15 protein-coding genes and 4 pseudogenes are annotated in these 20,999 nt (G+C 68.1%); 8 read left to right on the plus strand and 11 right to left on the minus strand.

Going from position 1 to position 20,999, the window contains the following annotated elements:
* Positions 1 to 180 precede the first annotated feature (180 nt).
* The 4 genes from ACFYZJ_RS17780 to ACFYZJ_RS17795 all read right to left on the minus strand — a co-directional run bounded on the left by ACFYZJ_RS17780 (position 181) and on the right by ACFYZJ_RS17795 (position 5,603).
* Positions 181 to 954 carry a hypothetical protein gene (locus ACFYZJ_RS17780; RefSeq protein ID WP_388568762.1) on the minus strand — a complete coding sequence of 258 codons (774 nt, stop codon included), beginning with the start codon at positions 952 to 954 and terminating at the stop codon, positions 181 to 183.
* 357 nt (positions 955 to 1,311) lie between these two features.
* A complete protein-coding gene (locus ACFYZJ_RS17785; RefSeq protein ID WP_388568764.1) occupies positions 1,312 to 1,983 on the minus strand; it encodes a TetR/AcrR family transcriptional regulator in 672 nt (223 codons plus the stop codon).
* A gap of 280 nt (positions 1,984 to 2,263) precedes the next feature.
* On the minus strand, positions 2,264 to 4,228 hold the full coding sequence (locus tag ACFYZJ_RS17790) for a SpoIIE family protein phosphatase (protein ID WP_388568766.1): 1,965 nt from the start codon (positions 4,226 to 4,228) through the stop codon (positions 2,264 to 2,266).
* 457 nt (positions 4,229 to 4,685) lie between these two features.
* Positions 4,686 to 5,603 (minus strand): NADP-dependent oxidoreductase, encoded by a 918-nt coding sequence (locus ACFYZJ_RS17795; protein WP_388568768.1) that lies wholly within the window; start codon positions 5,601 to 5,603, stop codon positions 4,686 to 4,688.
* A gap of 309 nt (positions 5,604 to 5,912) precedes the next feature.
* Here ACFYZJ_RS17795 and ACFYZJ_RS17800 point away from each other — a divergent pair, with 309 nt between their 5' ends.
* On the plus strand, positions 5,913 to 7,589 hold the full coding sequence (locus ACFYZJ_RS17800) for an aminotransferase class I/II-fold pyridoxal phosphate-dependent enzyme (RefSeq protein ID WP_388568770.1): 1,677 nt from the start codon (positions 5,913 to 5,915) through the stop codon (positions 7,587 to 7,589).
* 226 nt (positions 7,590 to 7,815) lie between these two features.
* On the plus strand, positions 7,816 to 7,959 hold the full coding sequence (locus ACFYZJ_RS17805) for a hypothetical protein (protein ID WP_388568773.1): 144 nt from the start codon (positions 7,816 to 7,818) through the stop codon (positions 7,957 to 7,959).
* A gap of 130 nt (positions 7,960 to 8,089) precedes the next feature.
* Here ACFYZJ_RS17805 and ACFYZJ_RS17810 read toward each other — a convergent pair.
* Together ACFYZJ_RS17810 and ACFYZJ_RS17815 are read right to left on the minus strand one after the other, a co-directional pair.
* Positions 8,090 to 8,326: pseudogene (locus ACFYZJ_RS17810) on the minus strand (NADP-dependent oxidoreductase); the annotation flags it as partial.
* 490 nt (positions 8,327 to 8,816) lie between these two features.
* Entirely contained in the window at positions 8,817 to 11,321 is a 2,505-nt protein-coding gene (locus ACFYZJ_RS17815) for a SpoIIE family protein phosphatase (protein ID WP_388568775.1), read from the minus strand.
* 1,138 nt (positions 11,322 to 12,459) lie between these two features.
* Here ACFYZJ_RS17815 and ACFYZJ_RS17820 point away from each other — a divergent pair.
* Positions 12,460 to 13,001 (plus strand): annotated as a pseudogene (locus tag ACFYZJ_RS17820) (LOG family protein).
* A 155-nt stretch (positions 13,002 to 13,156) separates the two neighbouring features.
* On the opposite strand, the gene ACFYZJ_RS17825 reads toward ACFYZJ_RS17820, so the two are convergent.
* On the minus strand, positions 13,157 to 14,617 hold the full coding sequence (locus ACFYZJ_RS17825) for a PLP-dependent aminotransferase family protein (RefSeq protein ID WP_388569442.1): 1,461 nt from the start codon (positions 14,615 to 14,617) through the stop codon (positions 13,157 to 13,159).
* Between the two features lie 328 nt (positions 14,618 to 14,945).
* The gene (locus ACFYZJ_RS17830) at positions 14,946 to 15,233 is read right to left on the minus strand and encodes a restriction endonuclease fold toxin-2 domain-containing protein (RefSeq protein ID WP_388568777.1); all 288 of its coding nucleotides are present in this window, start codon (positions 15,231 to 15,233) and stop codon (positions 14,946 to 14,948) included.
* A gap of 602 nt (positions 15,234 to 15,835) precedes the next feature.
* On the opposite strand from ACFYZJ_RS17830, the gene ACFYZJ_RS17835 reads away from it, so the two are divergent.
* The 3 genes and pseudogenes from ACFYZJ_RS17835 (at position 15,836) to ACFYZJ_RS17845 (ending at position 18,062) form a co-directional block, all read left to right on the plus strand.
* Positions 15,836 to 16,570, plus strand: a complete 735-nt coding sequence (locus ACFYZJ_RS17835) for an HPP family protein (protein ID WP_388568779.1) — start codon at positions 15,836 to 15,838, stop codon at positions 16,568 to 16,570.
* A gap of 346 nt (positions 16,571 to 16,916) precedes the next feature.
* A pseudogene (locus ACFYZJ_RS17840) lies at positions 16,917 to 17,204 on the plus strand (hypothetical protein); the annotation flags it as partial.
* Positions 17,205 to 17,213: 9 nt separating this feature from the next.
* Complete coding sequence (locus ACFYZJ_RS17845; RefSeq protein WP_388568781.1) at positions 17,214 to 18,062, plus strand: alpha/beta hydrolase; 849 nt, start codon at positions 17,214 to 17,216, stop codon at positions 18,060 to 18,062.
* A 63-nt stretch (positions 18,063 to 18,125) separates the two neighbouring features.
* Here the strand turns inward: ACFYZJ_RS17845 and ACFYZJ_RS17850 are convergent, their stop codons facing one another.
* Together ACFYZJ_RS17850 and ACFYZJ_RS17855 are read right to left on the minus strand one after the other, a co-directional pair.
* Positions 18,126 to 18,287, minus strand: coding sequence for a DUF4328 domain-containing protein (locus tag ACFYZJ_RS17850; RefSeq protein WP_388569446.1), 162 nt, complete (start codon positions 18,285 to 18,287; stop codon positions 18,126 to 18,128).
* Positions 18,288 to 18,304: 17 nt separating this feature from the next.
* Positions 18,305 to 18,599, minus strand: a pseudogene (locus ACFYZJ_RS17855) (class I SAM-dependent methyltransferase); the annotation flags it as partial.
* A 169-nt stretch (positions 18,600 to 18,768) separates the two neighbouring features.
* On the opposite strand from ACFYZJ_RS17855, the gene ACFYZJ_RS17860 reads away from it, so the two are divergent.
* Positions 18,769 to 20,064 carry an MFS transporter gene (locus ACFYZJ_RS17860; RefSeq protein ID WP_388568783.1) on the plus strand — a complete coding sequence of 432 codons (1,296 nt, stop codon included), beginning with the start codon at positions 18,769 to 18,771 and terminating at the stop codon, positions 20,062 to 20,064.
* Between the two features lie 407 nt (positions 20,065 to 20,471).
* A complete protein-coding gene (locus ACFYZJ_RS17865) occupies positions 20,472 to 20,636 on the plus strand; it encodes a hypothetical protein (protein ID WP_388568785.1) in 165 nt (54 codons plus the stop codon).
* Positions 20,637 to 20,716: 80 nt separating this feature from the next.
* Here the strand turns inward: ACFYZJ_RS17865 and ACFYZJ_RS17870 are convergent, their stop codons facing one another.
* Positions 20,717 to 20,992 (minus strand): hypothetical protein, encoded by a 276-nt coding sequence (locus tag ACFYZJ_RS17870; RefSeq protein WP_388568787.1) that lies wholly within the window; start codon positions 20,990 to 20,992, stop codon positions 20,717 to 20,719.
* Positions 20,993 to 20,999 lie beyond the last annotated feature (7 nt).

Genomic DNA, 20,999 nt, shown 5'->3' on the forward strand with positions numbered 1-20,999 from the left:
CCAGGCGGCGGACTCCGGGTCGAGCTGCCTTCGGCCCGTGGCGGGCCCTGCTTCCGGGGCGCTGCCACTGGTTCCGGCAGGTCCATCCGGAGCCGTGCGGCACGTCTTTCCAACATCCGCAGAATGCATGGTTCTCAATCTCCAGGTAATTTCGCGCGAACAAGCCAATCACGAGATTTTCTACACAACCTCTACGCCATGTCGCTGTCTTTTTCTTTCGCCGTGCAGGCAGCCTGGGATTTCACGGACAGGGTTTCCGGCGCATTTCGACGAGGGACTCGCGCGTCGTGGGGCACGCTTTCCCAGGTCCGCAAAGAGCTGGCCGTCCGGGAAGCGGTCGGCTGGATGGTGGGCGACGGTGGTGGCGAAAGCTGTCTTTCCGGCGCCGGCCAGTCCACTGACCGTGTAGATGGCCACAGAGGACGGCGACTTTGCAGCGGCGACCAAGCGCTCGACATGCTCCTGCTCTCTCTCGGAGCCGACGAGGCTCGGCAGGGCGGCTGGGAGCTGAGCCGGAGCGTGATGCGGGGGCGTCTGTGGCGCGCCCTTCGGCTGGTCGGCGCTGTGCGAGAGCTGGAACCGTCCGGACGGATACGCTCGTGGACTTGCTGCAGTTCCGGCGACGGGCTGACACCGAACGTTGAATCTGTTCAGGTCCAGAGCGTCCCGTTGGGTGTGCAGCAGGTAGCCCCCGTCGACCGGGCTCACGGAGCTGTCACTCTGCCCCCTCAGCGCCCGGCTGAGCCTGTGGACGTACGTGCGCACGGAGCCTACGGCCGGTGGTGGGGCGTCGTCGCCCCACACGTCCTCCACCGGTTGCGAGAGGCTTACAGGCTTGCCTGTCTTGAGCAACAGCGCAGCCAGCACGACGCACTGCCTCGGTTGACCGGCTCCGGCCTCGACCCGCTGTTTGTGTAGCAGGACCGGGCCGAGCGCTGGGAACTGGACGCCCACGTGCATAGTGCTTACCGCCCTGGAGATCCTTGTGAGGCTTGGCTGCTGGGCTGTCCGTAGAGGACCGCTCTCCCCAAACGTACCGCAGGTCGGCCAATTTTCAGGACCAAATAGTCCCTTCGTGCGGGCAGGAGACCTGCCTTCGCTGCAGGGGGCCGCCGCTTTGGGTTGGCGGTTGAGGCCTCATGCGGGCACAGAGCGTGCGGACGAACCGCCTCTTCCCGCCGTCAAGCCCCCCAAGCCGGGCCGCCTCCGCCCGCCAGGAGGCGGTGAAAGTCCAGACGGGACCGGGGACTGCGATGCAACCGCCCGTGGCGCCGCGCCGAGACTTCTCGGCGCCGCCTCGCCCCAGACCGCTTAGCGCCCTCCCACGCCCCCCTCCGGCGGATTGACGTCCTCGGCGAGCACGGCATAGGCCTTGACATGGCCGATCGCCATGTCCAGCGCGATCCTCATGGGTTTGACGTCCTGGGCCGTCTGCGCAAGGAGGTAGCCGCCTTGCAGGGCGGCCATGAGGCCGGTGGCGAGCTCTCCGGCGTCCGCGTCAACACGGAGGACTCCCGAGTCCTTCATCCGCTCGAGCCCGGCCTCGAGCAGCTCCTCCCAACTGTCGAAGTGCCGGGCGATCGCTTTGCGCGCCTCTTCGTCCTGATCGGCCAGCTCGCTTGCAAGGGAGCCGAGCGGGCAGCCGTACGCTCCGTTTCGGAGCGCGTTGTGTTCGACCATTGCGTCCCGCCAGCGCTCCAGGCCGCGGAGGGAGTTGAGTCGCTGCAGTAGCTGGTGCTGACGTTTGAGCAATTCTGTGGCCTGCAACGCGACAACGTCCCGCACCAGTGCATCCTTGTCGGAGTAGTGGCGGTAGAGCTGGGATTTGCTCGTTCCGCTGGCCGCCCTGACGTCGTCGAGGGTCGTGGAAGACACGCCCTTGACGTACATCATGTCGGCGGCAGCCCTCAGAATGCGCTCTCGAGTCGCCCGCCCGCGCTCAGTCAGCCGGGAGTCGTTTTTGCCACGCGCCTGTTCCGCCACATTGGCCAGATTACCGGTGCGTACGTTAGCAGGCCTGAAAAAGGACCTCAAGGTCCTTCTGTGGGGCCTCCCGGGCGGCGACGACCTGCCGGAGCCGCGCACTCGACCGAGCATGCAGCAGCCATGCCCTTCGCGATACAGCGACCTACGACCATCTGGTCGCCGCGGATCCCGTCCTCGCGCACCTCGCCAAGCGAGCCGTCAGGGGAGTCTCCCTGGGCGCTGCGCCGGTGAATGATGGCCGGAGGGCAGCTTCCCGGCCGGGGAGCCGCATCGAGTCTCATGCGCGTCGGATGACCAGCACGGCCACGTCGTCGAGGTGGTCCACCGCGGCCACCGCGTCGAGTACTCGGTCTGCGGTCGCCTCGACGCCGAGCCGGTCCTGGAGGGCTCGACCGGCCAGCGCTCCCGCTCGCTCCAGTCCGGCGTCCAGGGTCAGGCGCGGCCCTTCGACCACCCCATCGGTGACCATGACCAGCGCGGTGCCCTCCTCCAGAGTGAAGGTCTCCTCTGGGTACTCGGTGCCGGGCACGATTCCCAGGACCGGCCCGGCGGGAAGTGTGAGGATGGTATGGCTGCCGTCGTCGCGCGCGCGGAGCAGTGGCACATGGCCTGCGCTGGTGCCGATGACCTGTCCGTCATGCGGATCGAGGTGCAGCATGGTGCAGCTTGCGAAGCGTGGCGCGTCCATCGCGACGAGCAACTCGTTGGTACGCGTCAGCACCATTGCCGGATCAGGCTCGTGGGCGGCGATCGCACGCATGGACGAGCGCACCTGGCCCATGAAAACCGCGGCATCCACGTCGTGCCCTTGAGCGTCTCCGATTTCCAATGCGACCGCACCGTCGGGTAGGAAGTACGCGTCATACCAGTCTCCTCCGATATCCAACCCATCCCGGCTGGGCTGATAGCGGGCGGCGATCTCCAGGCCCGGGAGGTGCTCCGGCAGCGTCGGGAGCATGCTCTCCTGGAGCGCCATGGACAGTTCGACGTGGGCTTGCTGCAACCTGATGGCCCTCAGCGCCTGGCCTGCCAATTCGGCCAGAGCCGTCATGAAGGCGAGCTTCTCCGGGGACGGAGGGTGCTCACTGTCGTACGTCACCGCCCAGGCCCCGAGCGGCCGGTCGCCCACCGGGCTGAGGGGGGTGATCGACAAGGCGGTGCCGGGGGTGGCGCGCGCCAGGGGCAGACGGTCGTCATGCAGCCACCGGCGAGCAAGCTCCTCGTGGTTGCGGAAGAACTGTGCCTGACCGGTACGGATCACGTAGGGCAACGGTCGGTCCTCATCCAGCGACAGGCCGAGCAGAGCATCAACCTCCCACGTGGGGATCCCGGCATCCGAGGAGACCCGCAATCGACCATCGTCGACGAGCGCGAAGAGGGCGCCGGCACCTCCGACGGCCGCGGCAAGCCGGGCGAGGACGACTTGTTGCAATTCCTGCTCGGTGGCGGCGCTGAACAGGGCGGAGGAGAACGCGGTGATCCCGTCGGCGCGCTCCCGCTCCGCGCTCGCCTCTGCCAGCGTCTCTTGGCGGTGTGCCTCCGACTGGGTGTCGTCGCGGATCACCGCGAAGACCCGTTCGGGGCCGCCGTATCCCAACTGGATCCGGCGAACCTGGCCTGCGAGAACACGCCAGCCATCGTGCTCGGTGAGGAACCGAGACCTGATCCACGGGGACTGGGCGGCGACCGGGCGCACGAGCCGCTGCACGTCCTTCCGGTCATCAGGGTGCACTCGCCTGATCATTTCGGACCGGGGCACCGACGCCTGTGGGAAGAGCGCGGCCAGGGCGGGTGAGCCACCCAGCCACTCCACCTGGTGTTCATCGGGGGAACACATGTAGAGGCCGAGGTCGGCAGCCTTCGCCGCAAGCTGGAATGGGATCAGCAGACCGCCGAGGTCGTGTCCCGCGTCCAACGAATGCACCCACACGAGCCGCTCGCCGTTCGAGGAATCCGTCACCGCTCGCGCCTCGACGAGGCAGACCACAGATGCGGTGCTCGTGCCGGGAAATTCCAGCACACGCATCGCAAGCCTCTTCGTCGTGGCCCCGTGCGTCAGCAGGCCCTCCGCCGAGATGCGCTGGTCCTCGGGGAGCAGATCAATGAAGCCATGACCCACGCACCGTTCCCGCGGCCTGCCCAGTTGAGTGGCCATCGCGGCGTTGAGGGAGCGGATGACACCGTCCGGGGTCAAAAGAGCCGACGGTGTAGCCATCTGAAGAAGTTCGTCCGAGGCGTCCATTTGCCGCTCACTACCCATCGTCGAGCGATATGACCTCGTCGTCCTTCAACAACACTATCTGCCGCAGCGCAGGTCGCGTCCACCAGCAGCGGCATGCGACAGGGCGCAAAGCAGGACACCAGCCGACAGGAGGCTACCTGTGGGGAGATTGCCGCTGTGGCGGAATCATTCCGTGTGCTGCAGTGGTGGAGTGATGCGATCATCAACGTCGACGCGTTCCAGGACGGCACCTCAACGGCTCGCCCGGACAGCGTGGGATGTAACGCGCATGCGTATCGAGATGCAGGCGGCACTTGAATCCAGCGTTCCAGCCGGGTGCATAGTCCCGGCCGTCATTTTTCGGATTTCTCGACTCGTCTTGTGCCGCGCGGTGGCGCGTCGGCCGCACCACCGGTCAACGCAGCCGGCTGATCCGGACAGCGTCGGCCGGCGGCGTGCATCGATGGGCGCGTATCGCTCATGGACGAACACTGATGATCGTCTTCCCGGTGATCCGCTCGGTCGGATTGAAGGCCGCAACGGCGTCATCGAGGGTCGAGATGTTGCCGATGTTCGTCCGCAGCCGCCCGTCCCGCACCCGCTGGACGATCTCACCCAGTTGGGCACGATCGGGCACGACGACGAAGTCGATCGCCAGGCCGTCCGGGGGCCGGGCTTCGGGCGGCCCGGCGATGGACACCAACGTTCCTCCGGCATGGATCACGCCTGCGGACCTCCTCCCGATGTCTCCGCCGATGACATCGAACACCAGATTGACTTCGCCGACGTCTTCCAGGGCGTCGTTCTCGAGGTCGACGAACTCCCTCGCACCGAAGTCAAGCGCCGTCTGTCGATCGGCGGTACGTCCGGTGCCGATGACGTAGGCGCCGACCTCTCGTGCGAGCTGCGTAACAATCGCCCCGACTGCGCCGGCCGCCCCATGCACGAGGACGCTCTGCCCCGCCTGAAGGCGGCCGTGCTCGAACAGTCCCTGCCATGCGGTCAGCCCCGGCATCGGCAGACTCGCGCCCACCGTGAAGTCGACGTCGGCCGCCAGCGGCGCGAGGTTGCGCGCCTCGATCGCCACATACTCCGCCAGGGTGCCGCCCCGATGCCCGTCCGCGAGGCCGAACACCCGCTGGCCCACCGACAGCCCCGTCGTGCCATAGCCGAGAGCGGTGACCACTCCGGCCAGCTCTTGCCCGGGAATCGACGGAGTCCGGTCGCGGCCGAAGCGATCGGTCCAGGTCGAGGGCCACGTGAGCTCACCCGGAGTGAATCCCGACGCATGAACCTGAACGACGACATCGTTCAGCGCTGCCTGCGGCTCGGGCCGCTCCACCAGCCTCATCCCGGCCGTTCCCGCAGCCTGATCCGTCACCACAATCGCCTTCATCCGGCGCCTCTCTGTATCCAGTCCACGCCTGCACGGCCTTCTCGGTTCGACAGTAATAGCGGCGCCGGCCCTCGGCGTCTTACCACGCTGACCGATAGGGAGTGGGGCGCGAGGGCATCGAGGAAAAGCGCAACAGCGAAAGTTCGGTAAGGCGGCGCGAAGGATCGACGCTCATCACACAGGTGCAGACGCAATCCGGTAGGCCTTCTCGCTCATCGGAGTCGCGTCGTGTCCAACGGGGCGTGGGAGAGGCCATCCCGCACACCGCGTTGAAAGGAACCCTTATGCGTGACAGCTGGGCTTGTTGGCATGACCGCACTGATCACCGGCTCTGGCCACGGTATTGGCCCAGCGATCGCGACCGGACTTGCCCGGGCCGGACTCGATGTCATCCTTCTCGCCCTCACCACCGACCAACTCGACGAAACCGCCAACGCCATCAGAGGAAGTGCGTCGAGTGTTGAGGTTCGCATCGTGACCACCGATCTGACCAAGGACGACCACCGCACCACGGCCATCGGCGACCTTCTGCCCGGAGGCCCGGTCGATGTTCCGATCAACAACGCGGCCACTGTCGGGCCCCTAGGCGCCCGCACCACGATCACTCCGGTGCAGCTACGGCAGGCCTTTGACCATGATTTGGTACGAGCTGGACGAGGGGTGCGCCGTGCGCTGGCCGAAGCCGTGCGTGAAGCTGTCCGCACCGGCCGCCTGGCCCCGGGGACACGGCTGCCCTCCTCCCGCCGGCTCGCCGCCGACCTCGGCGTTGCCCGCAACACCGTGGCTGACGCCTATGCCGACCTCGTCGCCGAGGGATGGCTCACCGCCCGCAGAGGCTCGGGCACACTCGTGGCAGACAGGATGATCTCTCGGCCGATCTTGGAGCGCTCGGCCGCCGAGCCGTCCGGTGCCCCTTGCTACGACCTGATCCCAGGTAACCCCGACCTCACCGCTTTTCCTCGTGCAGCTTGGCTGAAAGCCGCACGCCGCGCCCTGGCCGCGGCCCCCGACGAAGCGCTCGGCTACGGCGACCCCCGCGGTCGGCCGGAGCTACGGGCCGCACTCGCAGACCATCTCGCTCGAACCCGGGGCGTGTACGTGAGTCCGGATCACATACTGATCTGCGCCGGCGTCTCCCACGGCCTGCAGATCCTGAGCGCAGTCCTGGCCGGGCGGGGAGCGAGGAACGTCGCCGTCGAGTCCTACGGCCCAGACAGGTACTGCAGCCTGCTGGCGGCTGCTGGGCTGAAGACCCTCCCGCTTCCCTTGGACACCCACGGGACCGACCCGGTGCCGCCCGTCGGCACCGATGCGGTCCTACTCACACCGGCTCACCAGTTCCCTGTGGGCACGGCGCTGCAGCGCGATCGCCGGACGGCCGTCGTGGACTGGGCCAGACGGACCGGCGGGCTGGTCCTGGAGAATGACTACGACGGTGAGTTCCGGTTCGACCGCCAGTCTGTCGGAGCGCTCCAAGGACTCGACCCGGACTGCGTGGTCTACCTGGGTACCGCCAGCAAGACCCTTGCTCCTGGCCTGCGGCTGGCCTGGATGGCGCTGCCTCCCACGCTCGCTGAGGAAGCCGTGGCGGCCAAGGGGCAGATCGACTCGTGCGAGGTATTCAGCCAGCTGACGATGGCGGAATTCATCACCTCCGGCGCCTACAGCCGTCACGTACGTGCTGCCCGTCGGCGCTACCGCGATCGCCGAGACGCTCTCGTCGCAGCCCTGGCCCAGCACGCCCCTGCAGTGCGCGTCATCGGGACAGCGGCCGGCCTGCACACCGTGCTCGGTTTGCCGCCCGGGACCGAGCAGCGGGTCCTTCAGTCGGCAACCCGGCAGGGCCTCAAAGTGGCTGGCCTGTCCAGGTACCGCCATGAACGGTCCCCGAACGCCATGGCCGATGCCCTCGTCGTCGGATACGGAGTGCCCTCCGACGCTGCGTGGCCTCAAGCGCTCTCCGCACTCGTGCGGATCCTTTCCTGACGCGCCCCCAAGTAGCCAGGCACCGGAACTGCCCGCCCCGGCGGCGTGACGGTCGGCCACCCACCGATCAGCCGTGTGAACAACGCTTCAGGTCAATACAGTCAGGGCCTGCTGCCCCCTTCCCGGTTCGAGGAGCTGATGGAGGACGCGACACGGCACGAACGAGGGGCTGCCCGGCGACATCCCCGTGGTGGAGGGATGCCGCCTGCTCGTGCTGGACGAGCCGATGCATCAACGCCGTTGGAACACCGACCGGTTCTTCCCGCTGCTCCCGGGTACGGCCGAGCTGACCTGCGTCCTGTCCGCCGACGAGGCGCGGACGTGGTTCGCCCGAACCCCGTTCGGCAACGGGACCTGCCGGGCTTCCTGACTCGGTGGACCCGGCCGTCACGGCGCGGCCGCCCCGAGTCGGAGCTCGGACTCGGTCCCCTCTGTCACACAAGGAGTGCACCGGGGTGCTGTCGGAACTGCTGAACGTCTTCCCGGTGATCACGAAGTTGCTACGCCCTGTGATCACTGGGGATCATCGGCGACCCGGTGATCGTCCTGCCGATGACGCGCCGCTCAGGGGCGAAGACGGCGGCTGCCTCGGCCAACGGGCGGACCGCGCCGACCCGCAGGTCGAGCCGCCCGTCCCGGACCCGCTGCGCAGGGTCCGCGAGACGCGCGCGGTCGGGTTCCACGACGAAGAACAGCGCCCGCCCGTCCTTGGGCCGGACGATGGGCGGCTGGGCGATCGGCGGTGATGGCTTGCACGACTGTTCCCCCGTCTGGCTTTCCGAAGAGCGCATCTATCAATCACGTCAGTGGATCTCTACCGTCGTGTCGTTGCTTCTCGCAGGTATCCGGCATGCGACGGCGGCCAGCACCGGGCCGATACGGCCGGCATGGCCGACATGGCCGACATGGCCGGTGGGTCCGTCGGCGCGTGACCGACCGGTATGGATGAGGGCAATCAGTGACAGAACCTCGACGGACCGATGTCCTTTTGGGAGGAAATCCCGGTACTTTGACCGCGTCCAGGAGCGGGTGGGGCGCCATTGGAGTCTGGCGAACAAGGCGGGAAGGCCGGATGGGACTTTCCACCCCGACACCGGGCTACCGCTGGTGTGGTGTGGGAGCGTACGTCCGCTCTCAAGCCACATAAATGGTGCCTACCGAGTTGACGGTCTTCTCGGGGCACAGGCACTGGCCTCCAAGCGCTTTGGGCTGGGCGGGTAAGTGCTTTCACGCACTGGCCGGCGGTCGCTGATCAGCCCAGATGATTTTGCCGTCCGGGGTGTGGCGGGTTCCCCATCGGCTGGACAGTTGAGTGACGAGGAAGAGGCCGCGGCCGTGTTCGTCGGTGGAGCGGGGGTGTCGCACAAGCGGGTGGCTATGGCTGGCGTCGGAGACTTCGCAGGTCAGTATCTCGTGCCGGATGAGGCGCAGGCCGATCGTGCGGTCGCTGTTGCAATCGCCGTTGCCGTTGCCGTTGCCGTTGCCGTGGATGATGGCGTTGGTGAACAGTTCGCTGACGATCAGCTCCGTGGACTCCGCTAGGTGTTCCAGTCCCCACTGGGTCAGCTGCCGGGCGGCGAGAGTTCGGGCACGGCTGACGACGGCCGGGTCGCTGGGGAACTGCCAGGAGGCAACCTGGTCCGCGCTCAGCGAGCGGGTCCGTGCGAGAAGCAGAGTGACATCGTCGCTCGGCGCCTTGGCCCGGAGCGTGTCCACCGTCGAAGAGCACAGATCGTCCAATGCGAGGTCGGGCCGTGCGAGGGCCGCGCGCAAACGGTTCATGCCGGCGCTGATGTCCTGGTCGCGGGCCTCGATCAGACCGTCGGTGTAGAGGGCCAGCACGCTTCCTTCGGCGAGTTCGAACGTTACGGACTCGAAGGGGACCAGTCCGAGGCCGAGCGGTGCTCCGGCGGGCAGGTCGGGGAACGTGACGTGGCCGTACGGGTCGATGACCGCGGGCGGCGGATGGCCGGCCCGTGCCATGGTGCAGGTACGGGTGACCGGGTCGTAGACGGCATACAGGCACGTGGCGGCCATCGTGGTGGTGGCCGGGTGCCGGGGGTCTTCCGCCTCGGTGAAGCGGATGACCTGCTCGTCGAGGCGGGACAGTACTTCGTCGGGAGGCATGTCCATGTCCGCGAGGGTGTGCATGGCGGTGCGGAGTTGGCCCATCTTCGCCGCCGCGTTGATGCCGTGTCCCACCACGTCGCCGACGACCAGGGCGACGCGGGCGCCGGAGAGGGGGATCACGTCGAACCAGTCACCCCCGATGCCGTGGTGGCTGTCGGCCGGCAGGTAGCGCCAGGCCACATCCGCGGCGGAGCCGCCCGTGGGGCGGTGGGGGTGCAGCAGGCGCTGCAGGGCGAGAGCCGCGGAGCGTTCGCGCACGTATTGGCGGGCGTTGTCCAGGGCCAGCGCTGCCCAGCTGGCGAGTTCCTCGGCCAAGAGCAGGTCGTCCTCCTCGAACGGCCTGGGGTCCTCCGTCCGCACGAAGACCGCCATGCCCAGCACTGCGCCTCGGGCGTGGATCGGGACGACCATCAACGAGTGCATGGCGTGCTCGCGGATCTTCTCCGCCCGCGCGGGGTCGTGGTGGTCGAGCCATGTGCCCGGGGATGTGTCCAGTATCGGCTCGAAGTGGGACTTCCCGGAGCGCAGGACACCGGCGAAGGGCGAAGTGGGCGGGACGACGACCGGCTCTCCGCGAGCGAACAGGGACTCCGGCGTTCCCGGGTGGATCGAGGCCAGGCCCGCACGGCGGAAGGCGGGGATGCGCTCGTCCTGTGGGCCGAGATGGTCCAAGGGCTCCTCGCCGTGTTGGACGGACTCCGCCAGGTCGACGGTGGCGTAGTCCGCGAGGAACGGCACGGCGAGGGCGGCCAGTTCCTGCGCAGTCTGCATGACGTCCAAAGTGGTGCCGATGCGCCTGCTGGCCTCGCCGAGGATTGCCAGACGCTCTCGCGCCCGTCGGCTGTCGGTGCCGTCCACGCTCACGACGCACACGCCCAGCGCGCGCCCGTGCGCGTCGTCGAGGCGGAAGTAGGACGCTGTCAATATGCGGCTGCTTCGCACATTCGCCGGCAGGAAGGCCTGGTAGTCCAGGTTGATCGCCGGGTCGCCGCTCTGCAGCACCTGGTGCATCACTGCCTCCAGCGTTTCGGCCTCCGTCCCGGGCGCTGCCTCCGTCAGCCTGCGGCCCAGCCGCTTGGGGAGAGGGATGCCGTCCTTGGAGCCCTGGGTGTCGTTCACCCGGATGCAGCGCAGGTGCGTGTCCCGTACGACGACACCGATCGGCAGGCGGCTCGGCAGCGGCAGCCCAGCGGGGAGCGGCTCCGCCACTGTGACCTCGGCCGGCCACGCGGGAAGCGAGGCCTTGTCGGTCGCGCAGACCAACCACCAGTCCCGGCCGTCCTGCCCGGTCAGTGAAGACACGCACAGGCGCACGTCAATGCTGCGGCCGTCGCGGTGGCGGACCTGCGCGAGGTCGGACCAGCAGCTCCGGAGGGTGCTCTCCTGTGCGGCCTGTGAAGCCTTCGCTCGGTCGTCAGCGGCCACCAACAGGACACAGGCGGACTGCCCCACCACCTCCGTGGCCGAGTAGCCCACGAGCCGCTGAGCGGCCTGCGACCATCCGACTACCGTCCCCTGCGCGTCGAGGACAGCTATCGCTGGGCAGACTGTCTCGATGGCCGTCTGAGCCTCGGAGACCGCTGTCTCTGCCGAACCACCCATTGCTCTTCCCTTCTACGTCCCCCCGGCGATGCGGTCCCCCAACTGCTCGGCTGTCTGGTGGATGGATAGGTCCAGGGCAGGAGTGAGCTACCAGGCACGGCAGGCCACAGCCCATTCACACTGCCCCCGACGGTGGCTGCGGCGGTGGTCTCGGCCCGTCAGACGTGCACCGGCGGACCCCTGTGGGGCCTGGGTGCAGCCGACGGGCCGTCGGCTGACACCGACGGCAGCAACACGGCCGTCCGGTGACTCCCCGATTGCTCTCACCCGCACCTCACGCGTCAGTCGGCGACTGCTGAGAAGGTGTGCAGCCAGACCCCGAGGGCCCCCAGAATCGGAGCCACCAGACAGATCCGCGGATCGGTGGTCTGCCCAGCGAATGCGGCAGGACAGAGCTCACTGGCGGAGCGATCACCAGCGCAACGGACAGACAGTCCGATGACGTACGGCACCAGGCGGACACAGCGGGCATGAGCCATGTAAAACCCGGCCGCCAGCATGGTGACCGTCATGCCGCCGGCCTCGGCGAGAAAGACTGACGCGGGCTGTGGCAGGGCGCGGGCACGATCGCCGCGTAGGCGATCGACGGGAAGGAGACCGCGGGCCCCACACCAGGCGCCCAAGACCCGTCCCCGCCATTTGGGCCCCCACGTAGGGAACGATGCTGCGCCCGGGGAAGGCGCACGTGAGCCACCGGGAGAGACCATCACGGTGCCGTGTCCAGGCGGATCATGGCCTGAGGCCTCCGGGCGAGCTTCGCCCACTGCAGACGGCGCGTGTGCTCGGGGAGGCGCTGCGGGCTTCCGCGTGCTTCGTTCGTACTCATGCGTGGAACGCTACGCACCCAGTGGCTCCGGAGTATGGTCCATTTCTATGACAAATTCCCAGACCAATTCTGCGGACCAAGCAAGATCGCGATCTACGGAACTGGGACACCAACCCGTTCCCGGCCCTGGCGCTCCGACCATGCGACGAGGCGCTCCGGCTTGGCGGTGCCAACGCTCTGACAGATGGCCGCCCAGGGGCCTGCCTGGCCGTTCGACGCGAAGTGGCCCGGTCTTTTGCTCAGAAAATGGTCCACACCTGTGGAGGGACGCGCGCATACGGTCCGGTCACGACCGAGACAGTGACCACCGCGATGAACATCGGCGTCTTCCTCTCAGCCGCTGACCCCGACGAGCTCTACACCCAGCCGGCCCGCGAGTTCGGGTAGCTCATCGGCAGGGCCGGCCACACACTGGTGTGTTGCGGATCCGATACCGGGCTGAGGAAGGTCGTCACCAACGGAGTACAGGCGTCGGGAGGGCGGCGCACGGGGATCTCGGTCGATTTTTCTCCGGAAGTGGGTCGGGGAAGGACGCCGACGCAATGACGTTCGCCAGGGATCTCGGTGAACGCAAGGCACGGTTTCCCGCCGTGTCCGACGCAGTAGTGGTGATGCCCGGCGGCATGGGCACGTCGGACGAAGTGACCGAGGTCCTGGAGCTAAGGAAGCACGGCCTGTTCGACGACCCCGTGGTGCTGCTGAACACGGCGGGCTGCCACGGCAGGCTGACACTCCAGCTCCGGCGAATGGACGAGCAGGGGTTGCTGCCATTGCCCCTCGGAGAGCTGGTCTTCGCCGCCGACACCGCCGCCGACGCACTCGCCACCGTGGAGAAGTGCGTTGGAACGGAATAGCGAGATCGTGACAACACGCCTTCCCGCCTGAGAGATCGCCCCGACTCCGGCACGGGCGGCCTGGCGCTTGAGGCCGACAGCCCCAGCACCTCGAAGCTCAGCAGGGACGCTCCCGAACGGACAGAGGCGCGTCCGCTCCGCCCTCGGAACCCCTTCTAGGGAAGCACCCGGCACAGTGCGTCCAGTGCGCCTGCCCACGCGCTGTCCGAGGGCGCCGCGTAGTTGAACACCAGGGCATCCCGTTCGGGCAACTGCCATCCACAGTCCGCCACTTCGTAGCGGAACTGAGTCAACCCCCTGATCGACAGACCTTGCCGGGCCGCAGCCTGGACCACCGAGCTTTCGGTTCCACGCGGGAGTTCGAGGACCGTCTGCAGCCCTGCAGCCATCCCGGTCACACGAATGGCAGGAGCCCTCTGGCGCAGGACCTCGACCATCTGATCGCGGCGATGCCGGTAGCGAAGCCGCATCGAGCGCACATGACGGTCGTACGCACCCGAGACGATGAATTCCGCAAGCGTCAGCTGCTCCAGGGCGCTCGTCATGTAGTCGCCGTGCCTTTTCGCCGTCACGATCTCCGGGATGAGTTCCTCCGGCAGCACCATCCATCCGAGCCGTACCCCCGGTGCCAGGGACTTGCTCACAGAACCGAAGTACACCACCCGCTCCGGATCGAGGCCTTGCAGGGCCCCCACCGGCTGACGGTCGTACCGGAACTCCCCGTCATAGTCGTCCTCCAGGATCAGGCCGCCAGCGGCACGTGCCCACTCGACGGCTGCCGTGCGCCGGTCCGGGCGGAGCGCGACCCCCGTCGGGTACTGGTGCGCCGGGGTCATCAGCACCGCCCCCACTTCGACCAGTCGCGCGAGGTCGTCGATGCGTGCGCCATGGTCGTCGACGTAGAGGGGCGGGGTGTGCAGACCGGCACTCGCCAGCAGGTCGCGAAACAGGTCGAGTCCGTAGGCCTCGACTGCCACCCCTCGCACCCGCCGCGCCCTGAGCGCCTGCGCCATCAGCGCCAGACCGTGGTGGAATCCGGAACAGATGACGATCCGATCCGACTCTGCGTACACTCCGCGGGCCCGCGCCAGATAGTCCGCGAGTGCGGTGCGCAGCTCCATCCGGCCGCGGGCGTCGCCGTAGCCGAAGGCATCGTGTGGCGCGGCGGTCAAAGCCCGGCGGGCCGCAGTGAGCCACTGCGAGCGCGGAAAGTTCGCGAGGTCCGGTGCACCGGTCCACAGGCCATACCCGGGACGGGGCTCGTCCGGCCTCCGGCGAGGAGTCTCAGACGCGGCCCTGCGCGGCTCGACCCGGGTGGCCACCCGGGTCCCGGAGCCCTGCTGCGCGGTGAGCCAGCCCTCAGCGACCAGCTCGGTGTAGGCCTCGACCACGGTGTTACGCGAAACACCGAGATCCGCAGCGAGTGAGCGGGAGGCCGGCAGCCGACTGCCGGGCGCCAGACGCCCCGTGCGCACGACCTCCCTCAAGGCGTCCGTGAGCCCTGCACGCAGCCCGGGTCCGCGCAGCTCCAGATGCAGGTCGGCACCGAACGCGGGGGTCGGACCGGCCGCGGAACTGGTCCGAGAACCTGCCACGTAAATGAACCATACTCCCATACCATCGACTGGCTGGTCGTCCGGTGGGGCCGCGCTGCGCGCCACCGCAGTCTCGTCGCGTCGCCACAGTCAGCGACGACAGGACCATACGCCTGTGGGACGCGGTGCTCCCCCACAGCGATGCGGCAATCCAGGCCATCTGCCGAGACGTCGACGAGGACCCCCACTCAGGACAAGCAGGTTTGCCTTCCGCAGGGCGGATCAGTTGGCCGCGTCTGCCCTTCGATCTAACGAGCCGTGGGTCGCATCGCCCTCGTCCAGGCCCTTGAAAGACGCCTCTTGTTCCACCGCTTCGCGGCTTCCTTGCGGTAGGTATCGGCCAGGTTGCTCAGCGTTTCCGGCTTGCGCCAGCATCTTTCTCGTCGTCCACGTACTTCGAGTCGAGCATGTAGCCCTCTGCCGGTCGCATACCATCTGCGGCCTGGAACGGTCTCTTCGAGCCGGGACCCGAAGGAACCTTCCGTTCCGGATAGCCGGCGGTCCGCAGCCGGCACGCGTCCTCCGGCCTGTTCGGATTCGAGGGGTTGCTTCCGAAGCCCAGGGGCTCCAGGCCATCGACGAACTTGTCGAACTTCTCACGTTCGGCGTCGGTCAGCGGCTGGGTCGTGCCCGGCACCGGCGCCACCGGGTCCCGGTAGGCGATGTTCGAGCCGGAACGACATACACCGCCGGTACGATGCCCGGCATTCCACCTCACCTCGGTAGGACGCCAGCAGTATGGGAGCCGGCTCCGGTCTGGGGACCGGGATGAACGGGCCGAAGGGGGCCGCTGGGCCCCCGTCCGAGCGGTGCGGCCGCTTCTCCGAGCTGTCTTGACGTCTTCCACCTGAACGGCGTAGCGGTCGCGGGCCTTCGCCAACCGCGTGCATGCGAGAGACCGGATCGGTGCACCGACACAGTTGCGACAGTCCCTGGTTCCCCGCCGCCGCACTCGCGCTGTGGCCTCGTTCGCCGAGCAGCGGTCTTCTTCGACGCCCGCCGTTGGTCAGGAAGGCTCGCTCGGCGACTCGGCCTGGCGCTCCCAGTCGATGCTGCGAGTAGACATGCTCTCATTTTGTCCGGAAGGCCCGACTTTGCCATCGTTGGTTTTCTACCCGTGCAGGTCTCCGCCGACTCCCGCTGACGGGAGAAATGGCGAGCGGGCTCCATAGCGCCGCAATGGCCCCAGAACGACGACGCCGAGTGCCCCGGCGACTCCCACCTGTTCCAGGACTGCCAATGACCACACCGGCTGACAAGAACGGTCGTGCTCTCCAGCTCCACCCGGAAGCGAGTGGACCGTCCCACGAGAACACCCGGCACAATGGGCCGCCCTCCCGGCGCCCGCCATCGTTCAAGGCACGGTTGTCCGCGGGCAGTCGGCTGCTGCTCCTTTCCGCGGCACTGCTCGCAGCCAACGGCTTCATCGGTCATGGAATCGGCTGGATCCTGCTGACGACGACCCTGGGGCCGACTGCGTACCTCCTCCTGGCACACCCGGAGAGAACAGGTCCCCGGGTGAGGGACGCGGTGATGGGGCACACGGCGGCGACCGCCTGTGGACTTGCCTGTCTCGCCGCCTTCGGGCTGTGGAACCAGCCCTCGGGGCTGGAACAGCACCATGACACCCTGCCGCAGATCGGGGCACAAGCACTCGCGGTCGGGGCGACACTGTTCATACTCACCCTGTTCTGTGCCCACCACCCCCCGGCCGCTGCCACCGGCCTGCTCATCACCTCCGGGATCACCCGTCCAGGGCCTCTTCTGTACGGCATGCTCACCGGGCTCGCCATCGTGATCTGCGGCTCGGCGCTCCTGGCGAAGACCCGATGGCACCGTCGCCGCATCCGCCCCGGCCTCCTCACCTCGTCATCCGAAAGCGCGGAGGGCCAACCGAGCCCGGAGGTCACCGCGCCTGAGCGAGGAGCCGCCAGCACCCCGCGCAGCCAGGGCAGCTCCCACGAAAGGGCATAAACACGCCTCCGGATCACGGAATGAGTCGGGCGCGGGAGTCCGCAAGCAACCCGGTCGTCCCCGGACACACCGGGTGCCCGACCAGACCATCTCCGGCCTGCGCGGATGCCAAGGCCCGCCGGGTCATGCCGAGACTCTTCGGGAGGTCCGCTGCAGCAGCGCACGCGGGCGGGCTGCTCAGACAGGTGTCATAGCTGCGGCTTCGCCCGGACCTGGCGTTAGAGGACGCGACAGCCGGTCTCCCCTGACCTGCCCGGCTTGGAGGCGGCCATCGAGGGCGTCGGCGGCGGGCTCACACGTGGCCGGGACCGCCGCTGCCGAACGCGCCGCTGGAACCGGGCGACCACCGCTCGCCACCGGCGCGGTGGAGGGTGCCTGCCGCCACCTGATCGCCGACCGCCTCGACATCACCGGCGCGTGCTGGGGCCTTCCCGGAGCCGAAGCCGTCCTGCGACTGCGTGCCGTCGTCTCCAACGGCGACCTCGACCCCTACTGGCGATACCACGCCGACCGCGAGCACGAACGCCTCCACCCCACCCCCGACCAGCGAACTTACCCCTCGCCTCTTGATCGCGGCCGTCGATCCGAACAAACCGTACACAATCCCTTTGAGACGATCGGACAGCATCTCTAGGGTGCGGACGTGACCATCGAGCTGCCCTTTCGTCCGCTCCCCATCGACCAGCAAGACGTTCGCTACGCCTACGGGCCCGATTCGGGCATACAACCGGGCGTCCCCGCCGGCTCGACCGTGGAGTTTGACTGGTGCGAGAACACGATCTACCCCGGCACCACGAGGCGGTACTGGGTTCATGTGCCCGCGCAATACGACCCCTCCGAACCCGCGTCGCTGATGGTGTTCCAGGACGGATGGTGGTACTTGGACCCGGACGGGCAGGTCCGCGGCGGCATCGTGTTGGACAACCTCATCCACCGCGGCGAGATCCCGGTCACTATCGGCGTCTTCGTCGACCCCGGCGTCCTCAATAACGCCGAACAATCGAAGAACCGCAACGCCGAGTACGACGCGTTCGACGACCGCTACGTCACCTTTCTCCTGGCTGAGATCATCCCCCAGGTCACACGGCGCTACTCGATCGCCAAGGACGCCGACCAATGGGGCATCTGCGGTGGCAGCAGCGGCGGCAACTGCGCCTTCACGGCCGCGTGGATGCGCCCGGACAAGTTCCGGCGAGTCATCTGCTACCTCTCCAGCTTCACGCAGATGCCGAACGGAAACCCGTACCCTGCCCTGATCCTCAACGCCCCCCGCAAACCACTGCGCATCTTCATGCAAGCAGGCCACCGCGACCTCAACTGGAACAGGCCCGAAAAGAACTGGCTCGCCGGCAACCTGCGTGTGGCAGCCGCTCTCGCGGAAGCAGGCTACGACTTCCGTCTCGTCCTCGGCGACGGTGGCCACAGCCCCAACCACGGCGGAGTCCTACTCCCCGATGCGCTCCGCTGGCTATGGCGCTCAGCCGCGACCTGACGAAACCTGCCCGAACGATCACTCCATCCGAGCTGCGCCCAAAGCAGCTTTGCCGGCCTTTCCCTACATCCCAGCACTCGCGCGCTCGATGTCCAGCACGACCTGGCGCGGGAACCACCAGTTGAGCACGGGGATGAAGCAAGCCATGACAAACCAGACACCGGACGCCCCGACAGTTGTGCTGGAGCAGATCTGCGCGTTACGCCGACAACGCCCCAGCCACACAAGGAACAACGCGGCTGCCCCAAGTCGAGCAGCGGGAGCATCTGGCCCGCATCGACCACGAGATCGAAGTCCGCCGCGATGCCGATCAGGCTCGGCTCGAACCCGACGAGATCGGCCTGGAACCAAGGCAGTTCGGCCGCCTGCCACTGCGCCACTGCCAGCATCCACGCATCAAAAGATCGCCCCCGCCACAGTCGTACCCGAGCTCCGCGAGCCGGATCATGACCCGTCCGGTACCGCACCCGGCACCCAGCACCCGCGCTCCGGCGGGCGCGAGCGCCGCGCAGGACCGCCCTCCCCGTGCACGTCCTCCTGGAGCGCACCCTCCTACGAGACGAGCGCCCTCTGCTCGATGCCCTGTGCGACAACGAGCACCAGCCGCACCGAGCCGTGAATCAAAAAAACGGCTCGACTTCGCCGGCTGCCCGACCAACCACCGAGGCAGGACAGATCAGGCGCCTGGAGATCCGCCGACCACCTGGTGCTCTTCGCCTGCCTCAGCTTCATCGAGGGCATCGTGCTCGTGGCCACGCCGGCACTGATCCGGGACTTCTCCCCACAACTCGGCCGAGCCACCGCAATGGGCTACTGGACCATGGGCCCGGTCATCGGGAGCCTGGTCGTCACCGTCGTCACCAGCAGCACCCTGTCCTTCGCCGGCTGGCAGGACGAGCTGCGCTACTCCGGCTGGGCCGGGCTTGCCGTCTTCGTTCTGGCGCTGGTGGGGCTGCGCGAGCTGTCGCCCCGGCTGCGTGATCAGATCATGGTCAGCCTCCGCGACCGTGCGCTGGTCGAAGCGCGGGCCAAGGGCCTGAATCCGAGGACGGCGGCAGAGGGCCACTGGCGGCAGATGCTGCGGCTGGACGTCGTCGGCTCGGCCACCGCTGTCAGCCTCTTCCTCCTGCTCTACTTCGGCGCTGTGGGAAACTTCGTCGTCTATTTCGCCGCGACCTTCGGCTACACCGAGCAGCGCACCAACGGGCTGGCCAACTGGTACTGGGCGGCCAACGCGGTCGCGCTGCTGGCGGCCGGGCTGGTCTCCGACAAGCTGAAGGTGCGCAAGCCGTTCATGGTTGCCGGAGCCGTCGGTTCGATCGCGGTCACCACGCTCTTCGCCCTGCACGCCACAGAGCAGCGCACCGGTTACTACACCTTTGCCGCACTGTTCGTCGCCATCGGTGTGTTCACCGGCGTCACCTACGCACCCTGGATGGCGAGCTTCACCGAGACCGTCGAGAAACACAACCCGGCCGCCACGGCGACCGGTCTGGCCGTGTGGGGATGGATCATCCGGGCGGTGGTCGCGATCTCCACAGCGTTCGTCCCGGTCGTGGTCACGTCGGCCACGCCGCTGGTCGAGCATGGTGCCCAGGTGAAGGCCGCGAGCGTCCAGGCCGCCGCCGCTCTGGCCGTCATCGACGCGCACCCGCGGCTTTTCGCCGAACTCGAGGCGTACCCTCCGACCGCGGTCCCGCCCGCACTGGCGGCTCGGGCGGTGCGAGAGGTCGGGGCCGACGATCTGGCCACCGTGCGCAAGGCCCAGCCGCAGTTGGCGCTGCTGCAACGCTACGGATCCCAGGTGAAGAGCGCCGCGGCCCAGGGGCCGGAACAGTGGCGCACCTGGTGGCTGGTCTGTGTGGCCGGACAGGTGTTCTTCCTGCCGTTCATCTTCGTCATGGCCGGCCGTTGGAGCCCGCGGAAAGCACGCGAGGAGGCAGTGGAGCACCAGCGCGCCGTGGAGCGTGAACTGGCGGCCCTCGCCGATGAGGGCGACTGATCCCACGGCCACCCTCCAGCCTTGGTGGGCAGCGCAAGGGCTGCCCACCAAGGCCGTGGCTCGGCGATCGCGCCGTGCGCACGCCGCTCGGCCGGAACCCGTACGAGCACGGACAGAGGTCCGCCTCGCCGACGGTCCCAGCCGCAAGCCCGCCCGCTGTGCCGGCACCACCTGCAGGGTGCCTACTGCCTCAACGTGTGCCAGGCTGTCCCGCTGGCGGACGAGTCGGTGGGGAGGCGACGTCGTTACACCCCGAGCACAAGCCGCCCCAGCGTCGCCCGCGCCCGCGTGTCGGACTGTGCCCGGGCCGTGACCGCAACTGCGAGCTCCCGTACCCACTCGTCGAGCGCCACCGGGCGCCGCGAGAGCACCACGCCGCGGACCTCCTTGCACGCCTCGCCCTTGCGATGCGTGCCCGCCAGGTCGAACACGAGACGCTGCTCGCCGAGGAAGACCTCGATCCGCTCGACGCGCCCTCGCGCCCCGCGAGCCGGTCGGCCATGCTCGGTTCGCGCTCGACGGCGACGGCACCCGGCGACGGTGCCTCCGACACTGTCCCGGTGAGCACCTGACCGACCGCGATGAACTCCGCGATGTCGCTGCCGAATTCAGGGACCTCGACGCTGATCCGCACGCCGACGGCGACCCGCGGTCACCCGCTCACCGGTCCGGGCCGCTTTCCCGCCGGTGCCAGGACGGACAGCACCGCATCCTCGTCCTCCGGACGGCCGACCGTCAGCCGTATCCCCTCCGCGGCCCAGTGACCGATGTGGATCCGCGCGGTGTTGAGCGCGTGCACCATCCGGTCGGTGCCGGTATCCGGCCCGGCGGCGAACCAGGGGAAGTTGGCTTGGCCGGACAGGACGGGCAGCCCGTACCTCGCGAGCCTGCGGTGCAGGCGGTCCCGTTCGCCGATGACGGCGTCCACGCGTGCG

It is taken from the genome of Streptomyces sp. NPDC001848, from assembly GCF_042891915.1.
Taxonomy (GTDB): Bacteria; Actinomycetota; Actinomycetes; order Streptomycetales; family Streptomycetaceae; genus Streptomyces.

Bases quoted from the DNA above. Each gene is read 5' to 3' on its own strand.
- ACFYZJ_RS17815 (WP_388568775.1), bottom strand. From the start codon at position 11,321: ATGGGTGGTTCGGCAGAGACAGCGGTCTCCGAGGCTCAGACGGCCATC.
- ACFYZJ_RS17790 (WP_388568766.1), bottom strand. From the start codon at position 4,228: ATGGACGCCTCGGACGAACTTCTTCAGATGGCTACACCGTCGGCTCTT.
- ACFYZJ_RS17865 (WP_388568785.1), top strand. From the start codon at position 20,472: ATGCGTGCCCGCCAGGTCGAACACGAGACGCTGCTCGCCGAGGAAGAC.
- ACFYZJ_RS17805 (WP_388568773.1), top strand. From the start codon at position 7,816: ATGCATCAACGCCGTTGGAACACCGACCGGTTCTTCCCGCTGCTCCCG.
- ACFYZJ_RS17795 (WP_388568768.1), bottom strand. From the start codon at position 5,603: ATGAAGGCGATTGTGGTGACGGATCAGGCTGCGGGAACGGCCGGGATG.
- ACFYZJ_RS17800 (WP_388568770.1), top strand. From the start codon at position 5,913: ATGACCGCACTGATCACCGGCTCTGGCCACGGTATTGGCCCAGCGATC.
- ACFYZJ_RS17825 (WP_388569442.1), bottom strand. From the start codon at position 14,617: ATGGGAGTATGGTTCATTTACGTGGCAGGTTCTCGGACCAGTTCCGCG.
- ACFYZJ_RS17835 (WP_388568779.1), top strand. From the start codon at position 15,836: ATGACCACACCGGCTGACAAGAACGGTCGTGCTCTCCAGCTCCACCCG.